Raw genomic sequence first — 14,318 nt, 5'->3', positions numbered from 1 at the left:
TTTTCTTGAAAAAGATAGATGCCATTTATAAATCATTAGACGACTTCGAGTGCCTTTTAGATCAGCTTTCTTAAATTCTAAAGCAAGCTAAAGAGTTCATATCAGACGATACAGTCCTTATTTATGTTTATTCTGACCTTTTTTCAGTCTAAATAGATGGACTTTTCAAAAAATAATTCTTTTAGAGGGTGTCCTTAGTGGTATAATATTAAATATATGTAAATAAAAGGAGGTATTTGATTGTCTGTTTCGGATTTAATCCCATATCATTACGTAACTACAGACATTAATCATTGGTATGTTGTCATAAAACAGGGTCGAGTTGAGAAAGCAAAAGAAATGAAACAAAAAGTTGAAAAAGAATTCGATATGATGGAGAAAAATGAAAAAGTAGCAGTCTATCTCCAGCTATTAAAGCTACGGCACGAAATAATGCTTTCGTATCTCGAACCTGACTCTGTTAAAAATATAGATGGTGTTTATGCTGATCTCAAAAAGACAAGGGAAAATATGGCCCCTGAATCCCTCACCAATACAATAGAGTTCTATTATCATTTTTTTACCGGCATGTATCATTTTAGAACGAGAGATTTAGTTATTGCTTTAACATATTATCGCGAAGCCGAAAAATATCTTGATTTATTAGATAAGAACGCAAATACAGATAAGGCAGAGTTCTATTTCAAAATGTCAGAAGTCTATTACTATATGAAAGAGACTCATTTTTCAATGAATTATGCCCAGCGAGCATACTCTATATTTAAAGAACAAAAAGATGCTCAGGGGAACCTTACATATGGCAAGGAAATGGTCCAATGTCAGTTTGTTATCTTTGGGAACTGGCTAGATAAAATGTGTTATGAGGACGCTTTAGAAACAGCTGAAAAAGCCTTATATGATGCTATAAAAATAGGGGAACAACATTTAATTGGTTCAGCTCATTTTAATGTTGGATTATGTTATAATAATCTTGAAGAACTTGACAATGCTGAGAAACATTTTCAAATCGCCTATGAAATTCATAAGAATCGAAAGCACATTTATGAGTCCAAAGCGATTTTTAATCTGGCGTATGTCAAAGCAAAGAAGAATGATTTAAAGGCTGCGTTAGAATTATACCAGGAAGGTCAGAAGGTTGCTGCCCGACACAACAACCAGGAAGTAACCGAGAAATTAAAACTGGTTAAAGGTCTTTATTTATCATTTGACTTACAAACACTTAGAGAAGTGTTCAAGTTCTTCAAAGAGAAAAACCTTTATGGTGATATGGAAGAATACGCTGTTGCTGTTGCTGATTTTTTGACCAACAAAGAAGACAGACATGATGCGGTCGATTTTTATCAAATGGCAATTGAAGCACGTAAACAAATTCAAAGGGGGAAACATTTAAATGAAAAAATGTAAAATTGCAATTTGTTTAGCGCTCTTGCTTGGCATTGTTGGAGTATCCAGCGCTTCATACGCTCTTTCTGAGCAGTCCACTTATAAGGTCGCAGATAGAGCAGCAACTTAATATGATAACGAATAACCCCATTTAGACTCTCCAAATGGGGTTTGTTTTTATTTTATTTTAATATTTATCCGTGGGTGTTCATTCATGTCAGATATTGTACTAATAAAATTTTGTACTCTCATTTGATGTATCTTAAATTTTTTTGATTTAAAATCTTCAATTGTATTTGAAACTGCTAAAACACATTCTGGAGAGTTAAACTCCTTTTGTAATCGTTCAACCCATTTATGAGCTTTTTCTATACCTTTAGCATACAAATCCATTGCACAAAAGTATACAAGCTTCATAATAAGATTCATTGTAGTCGCTAACCCTAGAACAGGTATCTCTTCATCCATATTTTCAATTTCTTTTTTTACAGTACTCCATTTTTCATATCTTAATATATGATCTCTGCCAATCTTTACGTAACTGCAATCTTGAAAAGTTCTTAAAAGATTAATAGGAAGGTCAAAATGTTGAGCTAAATTTCTTAGCCTGTAAATAAACCGATATTCAAAGTAATTATCATATACTTTACTCAAAAATTCATTAAATTCATTTTTGGCTTGAGGACCAATTACTTTAGATAATGTAGAAGGAATATGATCAAGATAGGATCGAATCATCGATAAGTAATTCATAAACAGCCGATTGGATTCAAAGATAACATTATCTGGTTCTTTTTGTATTTCTGACATTGTTTTTTCTTCAAGTGTTTCTAAGTAACATTCTAGTTCTTCCCCATTCCTTACAATGATCTGGTATAAATGTTTATTTTTTTGGTGTAATAAAAGATATGTAGAATGCTCAACATATTCATCATGTTCTTCTCGAGTAAACTCTCTTATAAACTCTATGTTACTTTGAATTTTATCTTTCACTCTTATATTCTCAAGGGTACCAATTTCATAATACAAACTTTTCCCTCCTAAGAAACAGGTTATTTATAACCTATTATATCCTTCCAGTTCTTATTTAAGAACATAAAACGACAAAATTCTTCTAGTTCTTTTTTAATTTCAACACAATTTGGGCGTTTTGGGCTGGTTGGTGTGAACGGGCCCCCTTCAGTTATTCCTCCGGAGACCGATTTTTTCCCGAAAGGGTAAGCAGTTACTTTTTAAAGCCTCAATCCAACTCTCCTAGTAGGCGTCAATTATCTTCAACTCTACTCCAATTTTTCTCGTGTGAATTTCCCTCAGCTGTGTTTGATTTCTCTCTACCAATTTACGTTTTAAGAATGGGTGCTTTTTAGAGAGAGGGAGCTATCGGTGAAAGTGTTCGAAGCCAATAATACATACGAAGCATACGCAACAAAAACAGGTAAAGGTACACATGTAGCTCGCGGACTTGAAAAATGGTCCACGATATCCGAGGCAATTGAAGGTATAATACAAAAATAAAGACGCCACTATGGCGTCTTATTAATAATCGCAGTCTTTATCTCTGCATTCTTTCTTTCTCACAGCATCTATAGTGTGCCCCATAATCTTGTCATTTGCCTTATCATAAATACCGTCAAATTTATTGGATGTATCATCGTTGTAATAACCAAATACCTCTATTCCACCCATTGGATCTATTTCGTATTTATCTTTAAATGTAACGTTATGTATTCCTTCATAATTCGCTTTGATAAATTTCTCCATTCGTTCTTGAGCAATCTTTACCTCTTCTGCCTGTTCATTTTTATCATTAATATTCTTCATTATAAAACCCCCAACTGCTATAATAATAATTATAAGGATAAAAATGTATTTTTTCATAGAATCACCCTTTCAATAATTCATTTTACATTATATGTGAGGAGTTTTGTATGACCAAGAACATAAAAGTACCTGAAGTATCTGATGAAACTTATTACATACTTAGTCGGTACGCATACAATTATAATAAACTTAAAGAAAGCCTAAAAAACAATCAACCTATTATAGCTGATAGAAACATCCCTTGGTATGTTGAGAAAATAAAAACTGACGAAGATACCGGATTGGACGCGGTTGTACTATCACAAGGAGAAAAAACAAAAAACGGCAAATGGGTTAAATCAAAAAATCCAGAAAATGTTGTTGTATCATTTGCAGGAACGGATCTCGGAAAAGACCCGATCAATGATGGCGCAAAAGCTGACGGCGGCAACATTGTTTTTGGAAGCGACCCCAAAAAAGAAGCTCATTATATCGTTGAAAAGGATGCGAAGGATACGTCTAAAACACTCGGAAAATATAACGGCACACCTTCTCAAGACGCGATGCTTACAACCGGAAACTATAAACTCATTACGAAAACATCGCAAATCGACCAAGCAGACCAGCTCGTTAAAGAAGTTAAAAGAAAGTATAACGGAACATCGACGATTGTTTCAACAACAGGTCATTCACTCGGAGGCGCAGAGGCTGAATACAGTGCGGTAAACAATGATATTTATGGGGTCGCGTTTAACAGCCCTTCTGTCGTCAAACTACATACTGATAATAAGCAAGAAGAAATAAACGATGGCTTGTACGACCCTTACGTGAGGTCTATTATCAATCCGGATGATATGGTCGGAGCTGGTTATTGGAACGAGTATGACCGCCACAACGGGACCACAATTTACACAAAAAACCCTGCACTTTCGCAGATCAATCGCAAACAAAGACTGAGTGGAAGATGGGGGGACCAAATCGAAAAAAACCTCGCCTACTTTATAGATACTGTTATTCTTCGAAATCCTGATACGCACGGTCTAAATGAAGCCAACTTTACGTTTGATGAAAACGGAAATATCACAAACGTAAACGGCGATGAGCTTGTGTACGATAAAAACCTAAACGCAATGCTTCCGGCTGGCGCAATCGGTGGCGGCGATGCCATTAAAGTAACTCCCAAAAGCGCCAAAAAACTTGCCGAAAAAGTTGACGCGATGGTCGAAGATTTAAGAACGATGAAAAAAGAAGCACAAAATGCCTATCAAGAGCACGACGAAAAAATCGCTGAATTGAAAACGGAATTTTATGGTCAAGTTGGGCATGGCTTTTATGATCAGCTTAATTCGCAGGATGTAACAAATACGTTAGAGGATATAGCTCAATCTTACGATAAAGGTCCGATATTTTACGACACACAAGCTGAACAATCATTCATAGATTCATTACAGGCAGCGATTACAGACCTTGAGGAAATAGGCGGCTTCTTGAATAAAATCGCCGACGATTTTGAGGAAAAAGATCAGATGCTCGCCAATTGGCTAAGATTATAGGAGTGACAAAGTAATGCCTACATTAGATAACCTTTTAGAACATAAAGATGATCCAATGCGAAAACAGCTGCAGCGTCAAATGTTAAAAGCAGGTATGACGCAAGTAGCAAATACTAAGCTAGAAACGGTTCGAAAAAATCTTAAACCAAAGTTCGAAATGAATTCGCTGCAGGAAGAATTAAACGACGTTTATTCAGCCCTTTTATACAGCTTCGATGGAAAAGCGCAAAAAGCACTTGCTCAACGTATCAGTGAAAGTGCCCAGCTAATCGTTAATGCGGAGAACGACGGAGAAATCTTCGTTAATAGTTTTATAACGAGATAGAAAACCATTAATTATCACTAATTCTATAAAAATAATAATCTCTATAAGTTGAACCGATTTTAGTAAGGAGTGGTTATTTGGATAAAGTAGTTGACCATATAATTGAAATAACGGATAAATATTTTGAAAAGCAACCTTTATTATTTGTATGCTTGTTGATATCTTTATTTGTTTTTATATGGTTTAACAGACAATTTAAATCAACATTAGATAATGAACAAGCACATAAAAAGGAAGAAATGAAAACATTTCTTCAAATTTATTCTGATATATTAGAGAATTATTATAGTAACACAGATAAACAAGATTTTATTAATTTTATTTATACTAAATTACCTTTATTAGATTCAAAAACTTATATAGAAGTTAATAAATATTTGAACAGAGAGAACATAGGAATTAATGTGATGGCTGAAAAGATTAAAGAAGAGATTTTAAAATCGATCAATCTTATTAAATTATCAGAGCGACCTTTAAATAACGTAACTTTATCAGGAACTATGGAGTACTATGGTGGTAAATTTTTAGCTATTGTAAAACCTCCTTTTTTATCCTTTATGAGTGTATTAGGTTTATGGATTTTCTTTATAGTTACAAATTCAGCACATAACTTCTGGGAAATAACTAAACCCATTTCATTTGTATTATGGTCCTTCTTATTCATAGCGAGCATGGACGATTTGATTGAAAAGAAACACTTCCTTGTTAATAAAAGAACTGCTACACCCTTATTTTTTATGTTGATATCTCTTACCGTTTTAGTTTTTTCCTACAAGATACGATTTTTGATAGTAGCTCTATTTGTATTACTTTCAAGTTCAATCATTTTAGTTATAATTTCAAGAAAATCTCTCCCTAGGATTAACACACAAAGCAGTTCTAGTGAAGAGATAAATTGATTAACTTAAAATTTAACATCGCAGAGGTGATCGAAATGAAGTTAAACGCTACACCACGCCTACACGCCGTTATGAAGAACAAAGGGTGGACGCAAGTGAGGCTCGCTGAAGCATCGGGCGTTCCGCAAGGTTCGATTTCGCGATTCGATAAAAACAGCCGCCACGAAGATTGGCATGTTTTCTCTATTGCGAAGGCGCTCGAAGTAGAAGTAGAAGAGTTATTCGAAATAACTACGGAAGAGGACGCTGAATAATCGGCGTCTTTTTTTTCACAGAGTCAAAGTGATTTTTTGATATGCGCAATTAAATACTGTCTGGAATGCCGGTTCTGGCTCCAACCTCCCCCACCTCCTTCTCTATTTTATAGGCTATCTTTATTCGGTATTCCCCAACATAATGACTTTATTTAGTTTTGTATATCGATGTATAGCTCATTCAAAATCAGTTTACATAATCACCACTCGAGCGCTTGATGGCGTTTCATATACGCTTTATCGTGCTAAAATATTGCATGAAATCCGACTTCTTTTTGTATAAAGCCCGCCTAAAAAACGATGGGCTTTTAATTAATTCTTGTTGGTTATACTGTTTTACAGTTGTTGGTTTTGGGCTGTAATAAGATGGTCAGGGCTATACCTGATGCCAGAGTTAAAAAATAGCCACATAGCATCAAATAGGGGGCGATTTCGTTTTTGAGAAAATAAAGCCCAAAGAGAATAACGGCTGTACCGATAGTGAAATAAATCGGCTTTTTACTTTTCAAAGTCAAACGGTTTGATTGAGTAAACTTTTTGTAGATCAAAGGCAAGCCGGTATAAACCCCTGTGAAAAATGTAAATAAAATAGACCAAAGGAAACCGATTGGCGAGAAATAGCTCTCTGAAAATATTCCGTCGAAAGCCCAATTGCTCAAAACAACGAAGCCAAATAGATAAACAAATGCCAATATAATCTTGACCATGATATCCCTCCCCTACAATCCAATATACACCTGATATATGGTTGTTTAAATGGGTAAAACCATTCATTTACTTTTCAATCTTCCCGTTCTTTCAAAGCCTAATACTTTAATCAATAGCACTATTTGTTACTTTCGTCTAATTTACCAATATTATACATTAAGATAAGATGGGGACGAAAACATTAAGGAGGGATAAAATGAAAAAGTTACTTGTGGGTGTGGTTTTTGCCCTAGCTTTGAGTTTTTCATCTCTGTTTAGTCTTCAAAGTGCAAATGCTGCCGAAAAAGTGGACAAGAATTCTGATCTGATTATTGATAAGGCGACCTTTCACGAGGTAACAAAACAAAAAAACTTAAGAACCCTTTCATCTGAGAAAATCCCAACTGTTAAAGAAGTGAATAAGGCTTTAAACAGTATGCATGTCAGCAAAGATCATCCATATCAAGAAATTGATCTCGGTAATGGTTTCACTGTGGAAATGGGCGTAAGTACAGATATGGGAATGGAAAAGATAAAAACACAGGCCGCCCAAAATAAAACTGCAAGTGGCTATTACGCTGTAAAGTTTACAGGGATAAAATTATATGATATTCGAGTAAGTGACAACTATTCATACGAGTATGGAAAGAAAATAACAAAGTGGGAAAGCCCGCCAAGTGCATCCGCTTCAGGTTTTGCTGGCTGGAATGGTAAAATCACTTCCAAGAAAATTGCAAACATTGATAAAACGGCTAAGGATGCAATCGCCAATTCTGATTACACGTTTGTAAAGTATGGAGGTAACCGCCACGGCCATATGGAATTACGATTCACTGCAACCGGAAACTGGTACACACATCACGTTTCTATTAAATAAGAGAAAAAGCCCTCCCAATCGGGAAGGGCTTTTTTATTTAAGAAGGGATTCGAGCTTCGCTTTAGTTTTCGGGCCATAAATGCCATTAGGATTTAAACCATTCATCAGCTGGAATCGTCTTACTGCGTCATTAGTTTCCAAACAAATAATCCGAATAGGTAAATTGACACAGATCAAATTATTCATTTCACACTTTTGAATTACATCGCTGTCTATTCCCTTATTTTCCCATGGTAAAATCTTGTTGGAGCTATTCAAACGAAAGGATATGATCATGAAAGTATTTGAAGCCAAATCACTGCTTTCAGAAGCAGATAGACGTGCAAAGGAATACAAAGAATTAAGAAGTCAGATGGTCAATCTAAAAAAGGCTTTTAAAGCTGTAGCTGATTTAGATGACAGTGAGTTTTCTGGAAAAGGTGCCGACAACATCAAAGTATTTTACTAAGATCATGCCGGTGTGGCTGACAATTGGATTGATCTAATTGATATGAAAATTGCGTTTTTAACAAACATTTCAGGCACTTTAGAGGACGCCAGCTTATCTGATGCTTATATAGAAGAATCCTTCTTAGAACACGAGCTGGCTAACGCCTACACAAAATCAAAATCTATTATGTCTGAACAAAAGAAAGCCATGAAAGATATCTTACATGATATCGACGATATCCTTCCGCTTGATCTGTTTTCAACTGAGGACTTTAAAGACAAACTCGCCGATGCGGAGGAGAAACGCAAAAAAACAGTCGATAAACTAGGCAGCGTTGACGAAGCACTTGTTTCTGAATATGCTCAGTCAGAGCCAAACGAGCAATTCATCAAGAAGGACTTTCAAAAGCTTGAGGAATCCACTGGCAAGGGTAAGAATGCTACACCCATCCATTACAATGCCAAGGCGTATCGTGACAGTGACATACATAAGAAAAAAGGCGATATCGAGAAACAGACTGAAGCTTATTTGAAGATCAAGAAAGATGAAGCGAAAGAACGAGAAATCAAAGAGCTGAAAAAGAAGCTAGCTGACGGAGTGACGGATCCAGATGAATACTTAGACATTGCCAAGAAGGTCGGCTATGAGAATCTTACCCCTGAACAGCTCCAATACGCAGTGCAGCTTGAACAAGCAAAACAGCTGAAGGCCGTCGGTAAAAGTATAATCAATGCCAGCAAGACAGTAATTGATTTCGTTGAGGGAGTTGATGATGGTATTGACGATGTGATTGACGATACCATATATGGCATCAAAGACTTAGCTGTGGGCGCATGGGAATATTCACAGCTCCCTATCGAACTGAAACTGACAAAAACAATTACAACCATTTTGAGCGTACCTTCTTATTCAAAAATCATCTGGACAAACCTCGCCGATTCATGGAATGATAAAATGGTAAATGGTGATGCATATGAAAAAGGTCATTATATCAGTTATGTGATCGGAAATATCGTTGGTCCAAAAGGTGCGGGTGCCGCGGTGCAAACCACTACCAAGCTTTCTAAAGTAGGTAAAGTGGTTGAAGGTGGAACAGCCGCTGCTCATGTCAATAAAGGAATAAACAAAGGCAAATCTTACATCAATTCTATTATTAGAAATAAGAATGATCTTGCACTGGTTGGGATTGCACAAGACATCGAGAATACGTATAACGCAAAAAATACTCCTCTCCTAAAAAGTATGATTGAAAATAAAAAAGAGAGTGTTCTCAGAAGATCTGAACGTTCTAACAATAAGGATACGGGTAAATATAATACGGGAACGATGAAACACATTTACCATGGTGAAATTAATAGACGCGGTAAAGCGGTTGGATATCATCATGAAAGTATGATGGGTGGAAAAATTATACCTGGTTCCGAGAAAACACCTGATAAAAATGGTGTTTATGAAGCCAATGTTGAAATAAGTGGGAAGAGAAAAATAGCCAAATCTAGTTTTTTTCCAAAGGAATGGAATCGTGTAGATGTGTTAAAGGCTATTGATGAAGCGTATCAAAATAAAAAAAAGATAGGTGCTAATAAGTTTATAGGTGAAAATTCAACAGGAATTAAAATAGAAATGTTCTTAAACAAGGATGGTACAATAGCCACTGCTTATCCTTTGTATAATAAATAACATAGAAGGTGATAAACAAGATGAGATATACATATCAATTAAAAAAAGATCCATTTGGTATCACAAGAATAATACTACCAGAAAAATTAACTATTTTCTCGGACGTTTTTGAGGATATTTCAACAAAAGAGGAAGCAGACGAGTATATTGGATACGTTAAGAAGGTTTTAACAGGAGATTATGAAGATTTTGAAATTACGTTGAATGCTACAAGTATAATAATTAAGAAAAACATGACAATAGCTGAACATCATTACCGGGTTGATGAGCCTTTTGAAAGTATTATAGAAACTGATGAGTTTTTAGAGTTGATTTTAATATGGAAAGAGGCGATAGAATAGATAATTGGATATTGAAGATATAATTACTTAAGCGTTTGATTGTCTTTTTAGGAAACAAGTGGAAAAATTGTTGCTTGGCGATGCCTGGGAAGGCGGAGAACATCAATTTGTATTTCACAGTGGTAAAGGAAAACCTTACTACTATACAACCCCTACCGCAAAATGGATTAAAATTAAAAAAGAAGTACGGCCTAAAAGATGTTCGTCTTCATGACTTGCGGCATACTATGGTGGCTCTCCTTATGGAAGCTGGCGAAAGTCTCAGTTGCTATCCAAAGAAGAGCTGGACATGCCAGTGCTCGAACAACTAGTGATATTTATGGCCACGTTACCGAGAAACTCGAAAATAGCACAGTAAAACACTTTAAGCAGTTCGATCCTAGAAACCTAGCACAAAAACAGAGTTGATTTTGAGATTCTTCTTCAAAATCAGCTCAAAAAAATAATTTCGCCCCCAATTCGCCCCCAATTCGTCCCCAACTCGATGAATGATGACAAAATCAATAAATAAGTAAAGTAAAAAACCCTTGCTACGCAAGGGTTTAAGCTATGATTCCGACTGGGCTCGAACCAGCGACCTCTACCCTGTCAAGGACGAGACACGTATTCTGACTAATCTTTAACAATCCTAAAAAATCGCCTAAACCCCTGTCACATAAGGGTTCATAGTATTTAGTTTCCTGATTAATATTTGTTGTTTCTAAGTAGTTTAAAATGTTCGTGTGACTCCATGGTGACACAAAAACACTTGCTGCACAATTCGGCAATTTGACGATTCGATATCTGCTGTTCACCGAAATTATCGGCAATCAATTCTTATCTACTCATCTTTCCGAATTTCCGAATTCTTTTTAAAGTTAATCGTCGCATTTTGCGACAATCAAATTATGCATTTGAATTAGTTCGTGCCAAATTGGCTCAATTAAACGATACCGTTTGCTCCTCGGAAATTCGGAAGAGCTCAATAATTGATAGTAACAATTTGTTACCAATGAATAAGATTTCTATTGTCGGAATTTCCGACAATTAATTCATACCGTTGAATTAGTCGAAGTATTTCTCCCAAAATGGGAGGATCAATTATGGTCGTGCAAAATTTACACGAGCTCAACATAGATTCAAATTCCGATACGTATCGGAAATCCTGAGAACGGACTTTTCCGTTTTCTAAAATATGTAAGAACGAATTTTTCCTTTTTGACCTAAAGTAAAGATTGTTTACCTCAGCTTTAACCTGCATTAACTAGTTAGTTATCGGAACATTATTCCTGTCAGGCCTGGTAAACAGTTAACATACATAAAAAAGACCCCCAAAAGGGAGTCTAGTTCTTAGTAAATCTCATCTAAAAGTTTCTCACTTAAATCCTTAAATTTCCCTTCATCTTTCAGAGCATTAAGAAGCGCTATCACTTTCTTTTCTTTAATTCCAAGAACTTTAGATAAGATATCACGCACTTCTGCAAAGTCAGGTACTTTCTCATTATGCAACTCCTGACTTGAAATGCCTTCAACCTCTTTTCGGTACGATTCTGGTGGCTGAGGACTATTTAAAACACGATCATTTAAGACTGATAAGACATATTCCAATTCTCTTCTTTTCTCACTATAAATATTATGTTGAATTAACCAATTGGAATAAGGGTATCTTGGATCATCCAGTTTTGCATGACTGAGTTTTAAGATTTGCCATTTAAGCTCTTCAATTTCTTGTTCAAGAAGTTCAACTTTTTCTTCTAATGGATTAGTCATTTATAGCCCTCCTGTGAATTATAGAAGTATCCAAAGTACCCCTTCAACAGCTTCAGCTATACTCAACGCATCACCAGGATCCATTTCAAGATCATTCACGAGATAATTATAGAGTTTTTCTCTTACTGTTTGAACAGCTAAATCAGGTATTTTCGCAATGTTATCAAGCTCGTCCGCAATATCATCGGCATGCTTTCTAAATGCTTTTGCTGCACCTTCATCTAACCAACCAATAATCTTTGAAACTACCCATGAACCACCACGAATTCCTTTAGCTAAGGCTCTTACTGCAGCAGAAACAATTTTACCTTTAATACCTTGAGTAGTGAATTCTCCACTAACTTCTTGATTTTTCAGCTTAACACTTTCTTGTAGTGGAGTTGTATAAGCGTATGCATTAGCAATAGTTACATTTTGCTTCACTGACTCTTCTTTTTTAATTTCTTTTGCGCTCGCAAATGGTGCAAAAAGTGAAACTGAAAGGGCTACTGAGGATAAAGCCAATATACTTTTTTTGAACATACTTCACAATCCTTCTTTCTCTTTATTTTTCTGAAACTATTATCAATATTATCAAAAATTTGTAAAATTAAGGATGGTGTTTTTCTCACCTTTTTGTTCCCCTCATTTATGCCCATGTTCTTTGTCAGGTCGCTGTTATTTCACCAACGAGCATACAAGGTCGTATATGTTTTGGGTACGACTTCATGGTGGTCGTCTATTTTGGTGACGACCTCTCCACTATTACAATTGGTAATAGTCTCACTCTGCATTTTTGAAGACTGAACGATTCGTGCACCCAGACTTCTGACGTCGTGAAATACGACTGCAGCTATGAACTTAGAGAAAAAAATGGAAGCTATATTAATTAAAAGAAAAAAACTTAATCTTAATGATGACTATAGAATTCAAAAAAGTTGGGATGAAATAATTGAAGTGCTCTCAGAAAATGAAGAAAATACAATTAACTATCTAGAAAATTGTAATAAAGAAGATTTATATTGGATCAGTGAGGTATTTGAAGATTTAGCTGAAAGTTTGCAAAGTAAAGAACTTATTAATTGCTTAAGAAAATTAGATGAAAAGTACCCTGACTTAGAAATGACAAACGATATTGATATAGCAGAGAGTTATATAGAATAAGATACGCACCATTTCTCAGATTTGAAGTTAACATTTCTTGGTGGTGATAAGTAATGATCGAAATCAAAGTTTCTGATTCTGTATTTGGATTCCTTGGCGGTTATTTTCATCAGGATATTGATTCTCCAGAATCAGCACTGGACGAATACTTAGAAGAGATTCCAAGAGAAGAGCAAGAAACTGATATAGCAGCATTAAAAGATTTTATTAACAGTGATTATTCGGATGAAGAAAAGAATGATTTTATCGATGAAGCTGCTGACGGAGTGGACATTCGTAGTTACGGAGTATCTCCATTAGTATGGCTCGAACAAGTTATTCGAAAAATAGAAAAGAATATTGAAACTTTATAATCCATAAAAGCCCTTTAATTTTTGCTTTCGTTTTCGGTCCATAAATGCCATCAGGATTTAGTCCATTCATCAGCTGGAACCGTCTGACGGCATCGGCTGTTTTCGGTCCATAATAGCTATCGATACCGAAGTTTTTGGCTTTCTTATCCGGATAGAAATGCAACGCCGCAAGCGCTGTTTGGATCTGCTTAACAGCATCGCTGTGCATCAATGGACTTTTCACTTTGAAAATGCCAGAAGGCAGATTAAAGGATGATTTCTTTTTGCCTGAGCTTGGTTTTTTCACCGTCTTGGACGAAGTTGTTTTCTTGCTGGATGATTTGCCGCCAAGCGCTTTTAATTCAGCATCAATAGCCGCTTTAACCTCATTCCAGCGCCCTTCCGATAAGATGCGATGTGGGCAATACTTTCCGCTCCAATCTTGATGCTTCCGCACTCGATCAATACCCCATCCGCGTTCTTTAAGCAGCTGAGCAACAAACTTGATTGCCAACTTTTCAGCAGCGTAGTATTTAGCGCCTCCCGACTTGCTGTAGCAGATTTCAACGCCGATAGACTTACGGTTCCCGGTGCCATTTTTGCCGTCTCCTGTGTGCCATGCATTGCGATCTGTTGGGATGCCCTGCCTTACCTCTTTGTCATCAACAGCAAAGTGGAAACTCGTTGAACTTGTGTTTCCGATCATATAGCTGACCTCATTAGCAGCAGATGCATCATTGTAAGTGTTATGAATGGTGATGTATTCCGCGGCCATCGGATTAGGGCATTTTAAAGCGTATTTTGCTTCTGATACAAGATTCTTTTTCACTGCAATTGTCATGAAAATCTCTCCTTATATTTTTTC

Annotated in this window: 15 protein-coding genes and 3 pseudogenes; 11 read left to right on the top strand and 7 right to left on the bottom strand. The window is 36.0% G+C overall.

Annotation, left to right across the window (positions count from 1 at the left end):
- Positions 1–240 precede the first annotated feature (240 nt).
- Positions 241–1,404 carry a tetratricopeptide repeat protein gene (locus ACFVP7_RS07120; protein ID WP_116315596.1) on the top strand — a complete coding sequence of 388 codons (1,164 nt, stop codon included), beginning with the start codon at positions 241–243 and terminating at the stop codon, positions 1,402–1,404.
- Positions 1,405–1,560: 156 nt separating this feature from the next.
- Here ACFVP7_RS07120 and ACFVP7_RS07115 read toward each other — a convergent pair whose 3' ends face one another.
- Positions 1,561–2,412: a hypothetical protein gene (locus ACFVP7_RS07115; RefSeq protein ID WP_338733291.1), complete on the bottom strand. Its 852-nt coding sequence runs from the start codon at positions 2,410–2,412 to the stop codon at positions 1,561–1,563.
- A gap of 507 nt (positions 2,413–2,919) precedes the next feature.
- The gene (locus ACFVP7_RS07110) at positions 2,920–3,204 is read right to left on the bottom strand and encodes a DUF1433 domain-containing protein (protein ID WP_396583123.1); all 285 of its coding nucleotides are present in this window, start codon (positions 3,202–3,204) and stop codon (positions 2,920–2,922) included.
- Between the two features lie 107 nt (positions 3,205–3,311).
- Here ACFVP7_RS07110 and ACFVP7_RS07105 point away from each other — a divergent pair, with 107 nt between their 5' ends.
- From ACFVP7_RS07105 to ACFVP7_RS07090, 4 genes are all read left to right on the top strand, one after another.
- Positions 3,312–4,736 (top strand): lipase, encoded by a 1,425-nt coding sequence (locus ACFVP7_RS07105; protein WP_116315598.1) that lies wholly within the window; start codon positions 3,312–3,314, stop codon positions 4,734–4,736.
- Positions 4,737–4,749: 13 nt separating this feature from the next.
- Complete coding sequence (locus ACFVP7_RS07100) at positions 4,750–5,061, top strand: hypothetical protein (RefSeq protein ID WP_116315599.1); 312 nt, start codon at positions 4,750–4,752, stop codon at positions 5,059–5,061.
- Between the two features lie 77 nt (positions 5,062–5,138).
- On the top strand, positions 5,139–5,960 hold the full coding sequence (locus ACFVP7_RS07095; protein ID WP_116315600.1) for a hypothetical protein: 822 nt from the start codon (positions 5,139–5,141) through the stop codon (positions 5,958–5,960).
- A 35-nt stretch (positions 5,961–5,995) separates the two neighbouring features.
- A complete protein-coding gene (locus ACFVP7_RS07090) occupies positions 5,996–6,214 on the top strand; it encodes a helix-turn-helix transcriptional regulator (protein ID WP_338733285.1) in 219 nt (72 codons plus the stop codon).
- Positions 6,215–6,540: 326 nt separating this feature from the next.
- Here the strand turns inward: ACFVP7_RS07090 and ACFVP7_RS07085 are convergent, their stop codons facing one another.
- Positions 6,541–6,921 (bottom strand): hypothetical protein, encoded by a 381-nt coding sequence (locus tag ACFVP7_RS07085; protein ID WP_116315601.1) that lies wholly within the window; start codon positions 6,919–6,921, stop codon positions 6,541–6,543.
- A 197-nt stretch (positions 6,922–7,118) separates the two neighbouring features.
- On the opposite strand from ACFVP7_RS07085, the gene ACFVP7_RS07080 reads away from it, so the two are divergent.
- Positions 7,119–7,778, top strand: coding sequence for a hypothetical protein (locus ACFVP7_RS07080; protein ID WP_041850963.1), 660 nt, complete (start codon positions 7,119–7,121; stop codon positions 7,776–7,778).
- A 33-nt stretch (positions 7,779–7,811) separates the two neighbouring features.
- On the opposite strand, the pseudogene ACFVP7_RS07075 reads toward ACFVP7_RS07080, so the two are convergent.
- Positions 7,812–7,916, bottom strand: a pseudogene (locus ACFVP7_RS07075) (peptidoglycan-binding protein); the annotation flags it as partial.
- A 136-nt stretch (positions 7,917–8,052) separates the two neighbouring features.
- On the opposite strand from ACFVP7_RS07075, the pseudogene ACFVP7_RS07070 reads away from it, so the two are divergent.
- The 3 genes and pseudogenes from ACFVP7_RS07070 to ACFVP7_RS07060 form a co-directional block, all read left to right on the top strand.
- Positions 8,053–9,888 (top strand): annotated as a pseudogene (locus ACFVP7_RS07070) (T7SS effector LXG polymorphic toxin).
- Positions 9,889–9,908: 20 nt separating this feature from the next.
- Positions 9,909–10,229 carry a tRNA-Val4 gene (locus ACFVP7_RS07065; protein ID WP_251232866.1) on the top strand — a complete coding sequence of 107 codons (321 nt, stop codon included), beginning with the start codon at positions 9,909–9,911 and terminating at the stop codon, positions 10,227–10,229.
- Positions 10,230–10,290: 61 nt separating this feature from the next.
- Positions 10,291–10,637 (top strand): annotated as a pseudogene (locus ACFVP7_RS07060) (tyrosine-type recombinase/integrase); the annotation flags it as partial.
- Between the two features lie 921 nt (positions 10,638–11,558).
- Here the strand turns inward: ACFVP7_RS07060 and ACFVP7_RS07055 are convergent.
- Positions 11,559–11,978 (bottom strand): hypothetical protein, encoded by a 420-nt coding sequence (locus ACFVP7_RS07055; RefSeq protein WP_251232865.1) that lies wholly within the window; start codon positions 11,976–11,978, stop codon positions 11,559–11,561.
- Between the two features lie 18 nt (positions 11,979–11,996).
- A complete protein-coding gene (locus ACFVP7_RS07050) occupies positions 11,997–12,500 on the bottom strand; it encodes a hypothetical protein (RefSeq protein WP_251232864.1) in 504 nt (167 codons plus the stop codon).
- A 312-nt stretch (positions 12,501–12,812) separates the two neighbouring features.
- On the opposite strand from ACFVP7_RS07050, the gene ACFVP7_RS07045 reads away from it, so the two are divergent.
- Positions 12,813–13,121, top strand: a complete 309-nt coding sequence (locus tag ACFVP7_RS07045; RefSeq protein ID WP_251232863.1) for a hypothetical protein — start codon at positions 12,813–12,815, stop codon at positions 13,119–13,121.
- A gap of 53 nt (positions 13,122–13,174) precedes the next feature.
- Entirely contained in the window at positions 13,175–13,474 is a 300-nt protein-coding gene (locus ACFVP7_RS07040) for a contact-dependent growth inhibition system immunity protein (RefSeq protein WP_338733275.1), read from the top strand.
- Here the strand turns inward: ACFVP7_RS07040 and ACFVP7_RS07035 are convergent.
- On the bottom strand, positions 13,437–14,294 hold the full coding sequence (locus ACFVP7_RS07035; protein WP_251232861.1) for an N-acetylmuramoyl-L-alanine amidase: 858 nt from the start codon (positions 14,292–14,294) through the stop codon (positions 13,437–13,439). The two genes, ACFVP7_RS07040 and ACFVP7_RS07035, sit on opposite strands and share 38 nt — an antisense overlap.
- Positions 14,295–14,318 lie beyond the last annotated feature (24 nt).

It is taken from the genome of Bacillus sp. SG20033 (genome assembly GCF_044570195.1).
Lineage (GTDB): Bacteria > Bacillota > Bacilli > Bacillales > Bacillaceae > Bacillus > Bacillus subtilis.
Note: the sequence above shows the minus strand (reverse complement) of the source record. Positions and strands in the feature narration are given on the sequence as shown.

Excerpts from the sequence above, each read along its gene's own strand:
- ACFVP7_RS07110 (WP_396583123.1), bottom strand. The coding sequence starts at position 3,204 with ATGAAGAATATTAATGATAAAAATGAACAGGCAGAAGAGGTAAAGATT.
- ACFVP7_RS07105 (WP_116315598.1), top strand. The coding sequence starts at position 3,312 with ATGACCAAGAACATAAAAGTACCTGAAGTATCTGATGAAACTTATTAC.
- ACFVP7_RS07100 (WP_116315599.1), top strand. The coding sequence starts at position 4,750 with ATGCCTACATTAGATAACCTTTTAGAACATAAAGATGATCCAATGCGA.
- ACFVP7_RS07090 (WP_338733285.1), top strand. The coding sequence starts at position 5,996 with ATGAAGTTAAACGCTACACCACGCCTACACGCCGTTATGAAGAACAAA.
- ACFVP7_RS07085 (WP_116315601.1), bottom strand. The coding sequence starts at position 6,921 with ATGGTCAAGATTATATTGGCATTTGTTTATCTATTTGGCTTCGTTGTT.
- ACFVP7_RS07080 (WP_041850963.1), top strand. The coding sequence starts at position 7,119 with ATGAAAAAGTTACTTGTGGGTGTGGTTTTTGCCCTAGCTTTGAGTTTT.
- ACFVP7_RS07065 (WP_251232866.1), top strand. The coding sequence starts at position 9,909 with ATGAGATATACATATCAATTAAAAAAAGATCCATTTGGTATCACAAGA.
- ACFVP7_RS07055 (WP_251232865.1), bottom strand. The coding sequence starts at position 11,978 with ATGACTAATCCATTAGAAGAAAAAGTTGAACTTCTTGAACAAGAAATT.
- ACFVP7_RS07050 (WP_251232864.1), bottom strand. The coding sequence starts at position 12,500 with ATGTTCAAAAAAAGTATATTGGCTTTATCCTCAGTAGCCCTTTCAGTT.
- ACFVP7_RS07045 (WP_251232863.1), top strand. The coding sequence starts at position 12,813 with ATGAACTTAGAGAAAAAAATGGAAGCTATATTAATTAAAAGAAAAAAA.
- ACFVP7_RS07040 (WP_338733275.1), top strand. The coding sequence starts at position 13,175 with ATGATCGAAATCAAAGTTTCTGATTCTGTATTTGGATTCCTTGGCGGT.
- ACFVP7_RS07035 (WP_251232861.1), bottom strand. The coding sequence starts at position 14,294 with ATGACAATTGCAGTGAAAAAGAATCTTGTATCAGAAGCAAAATACGCT.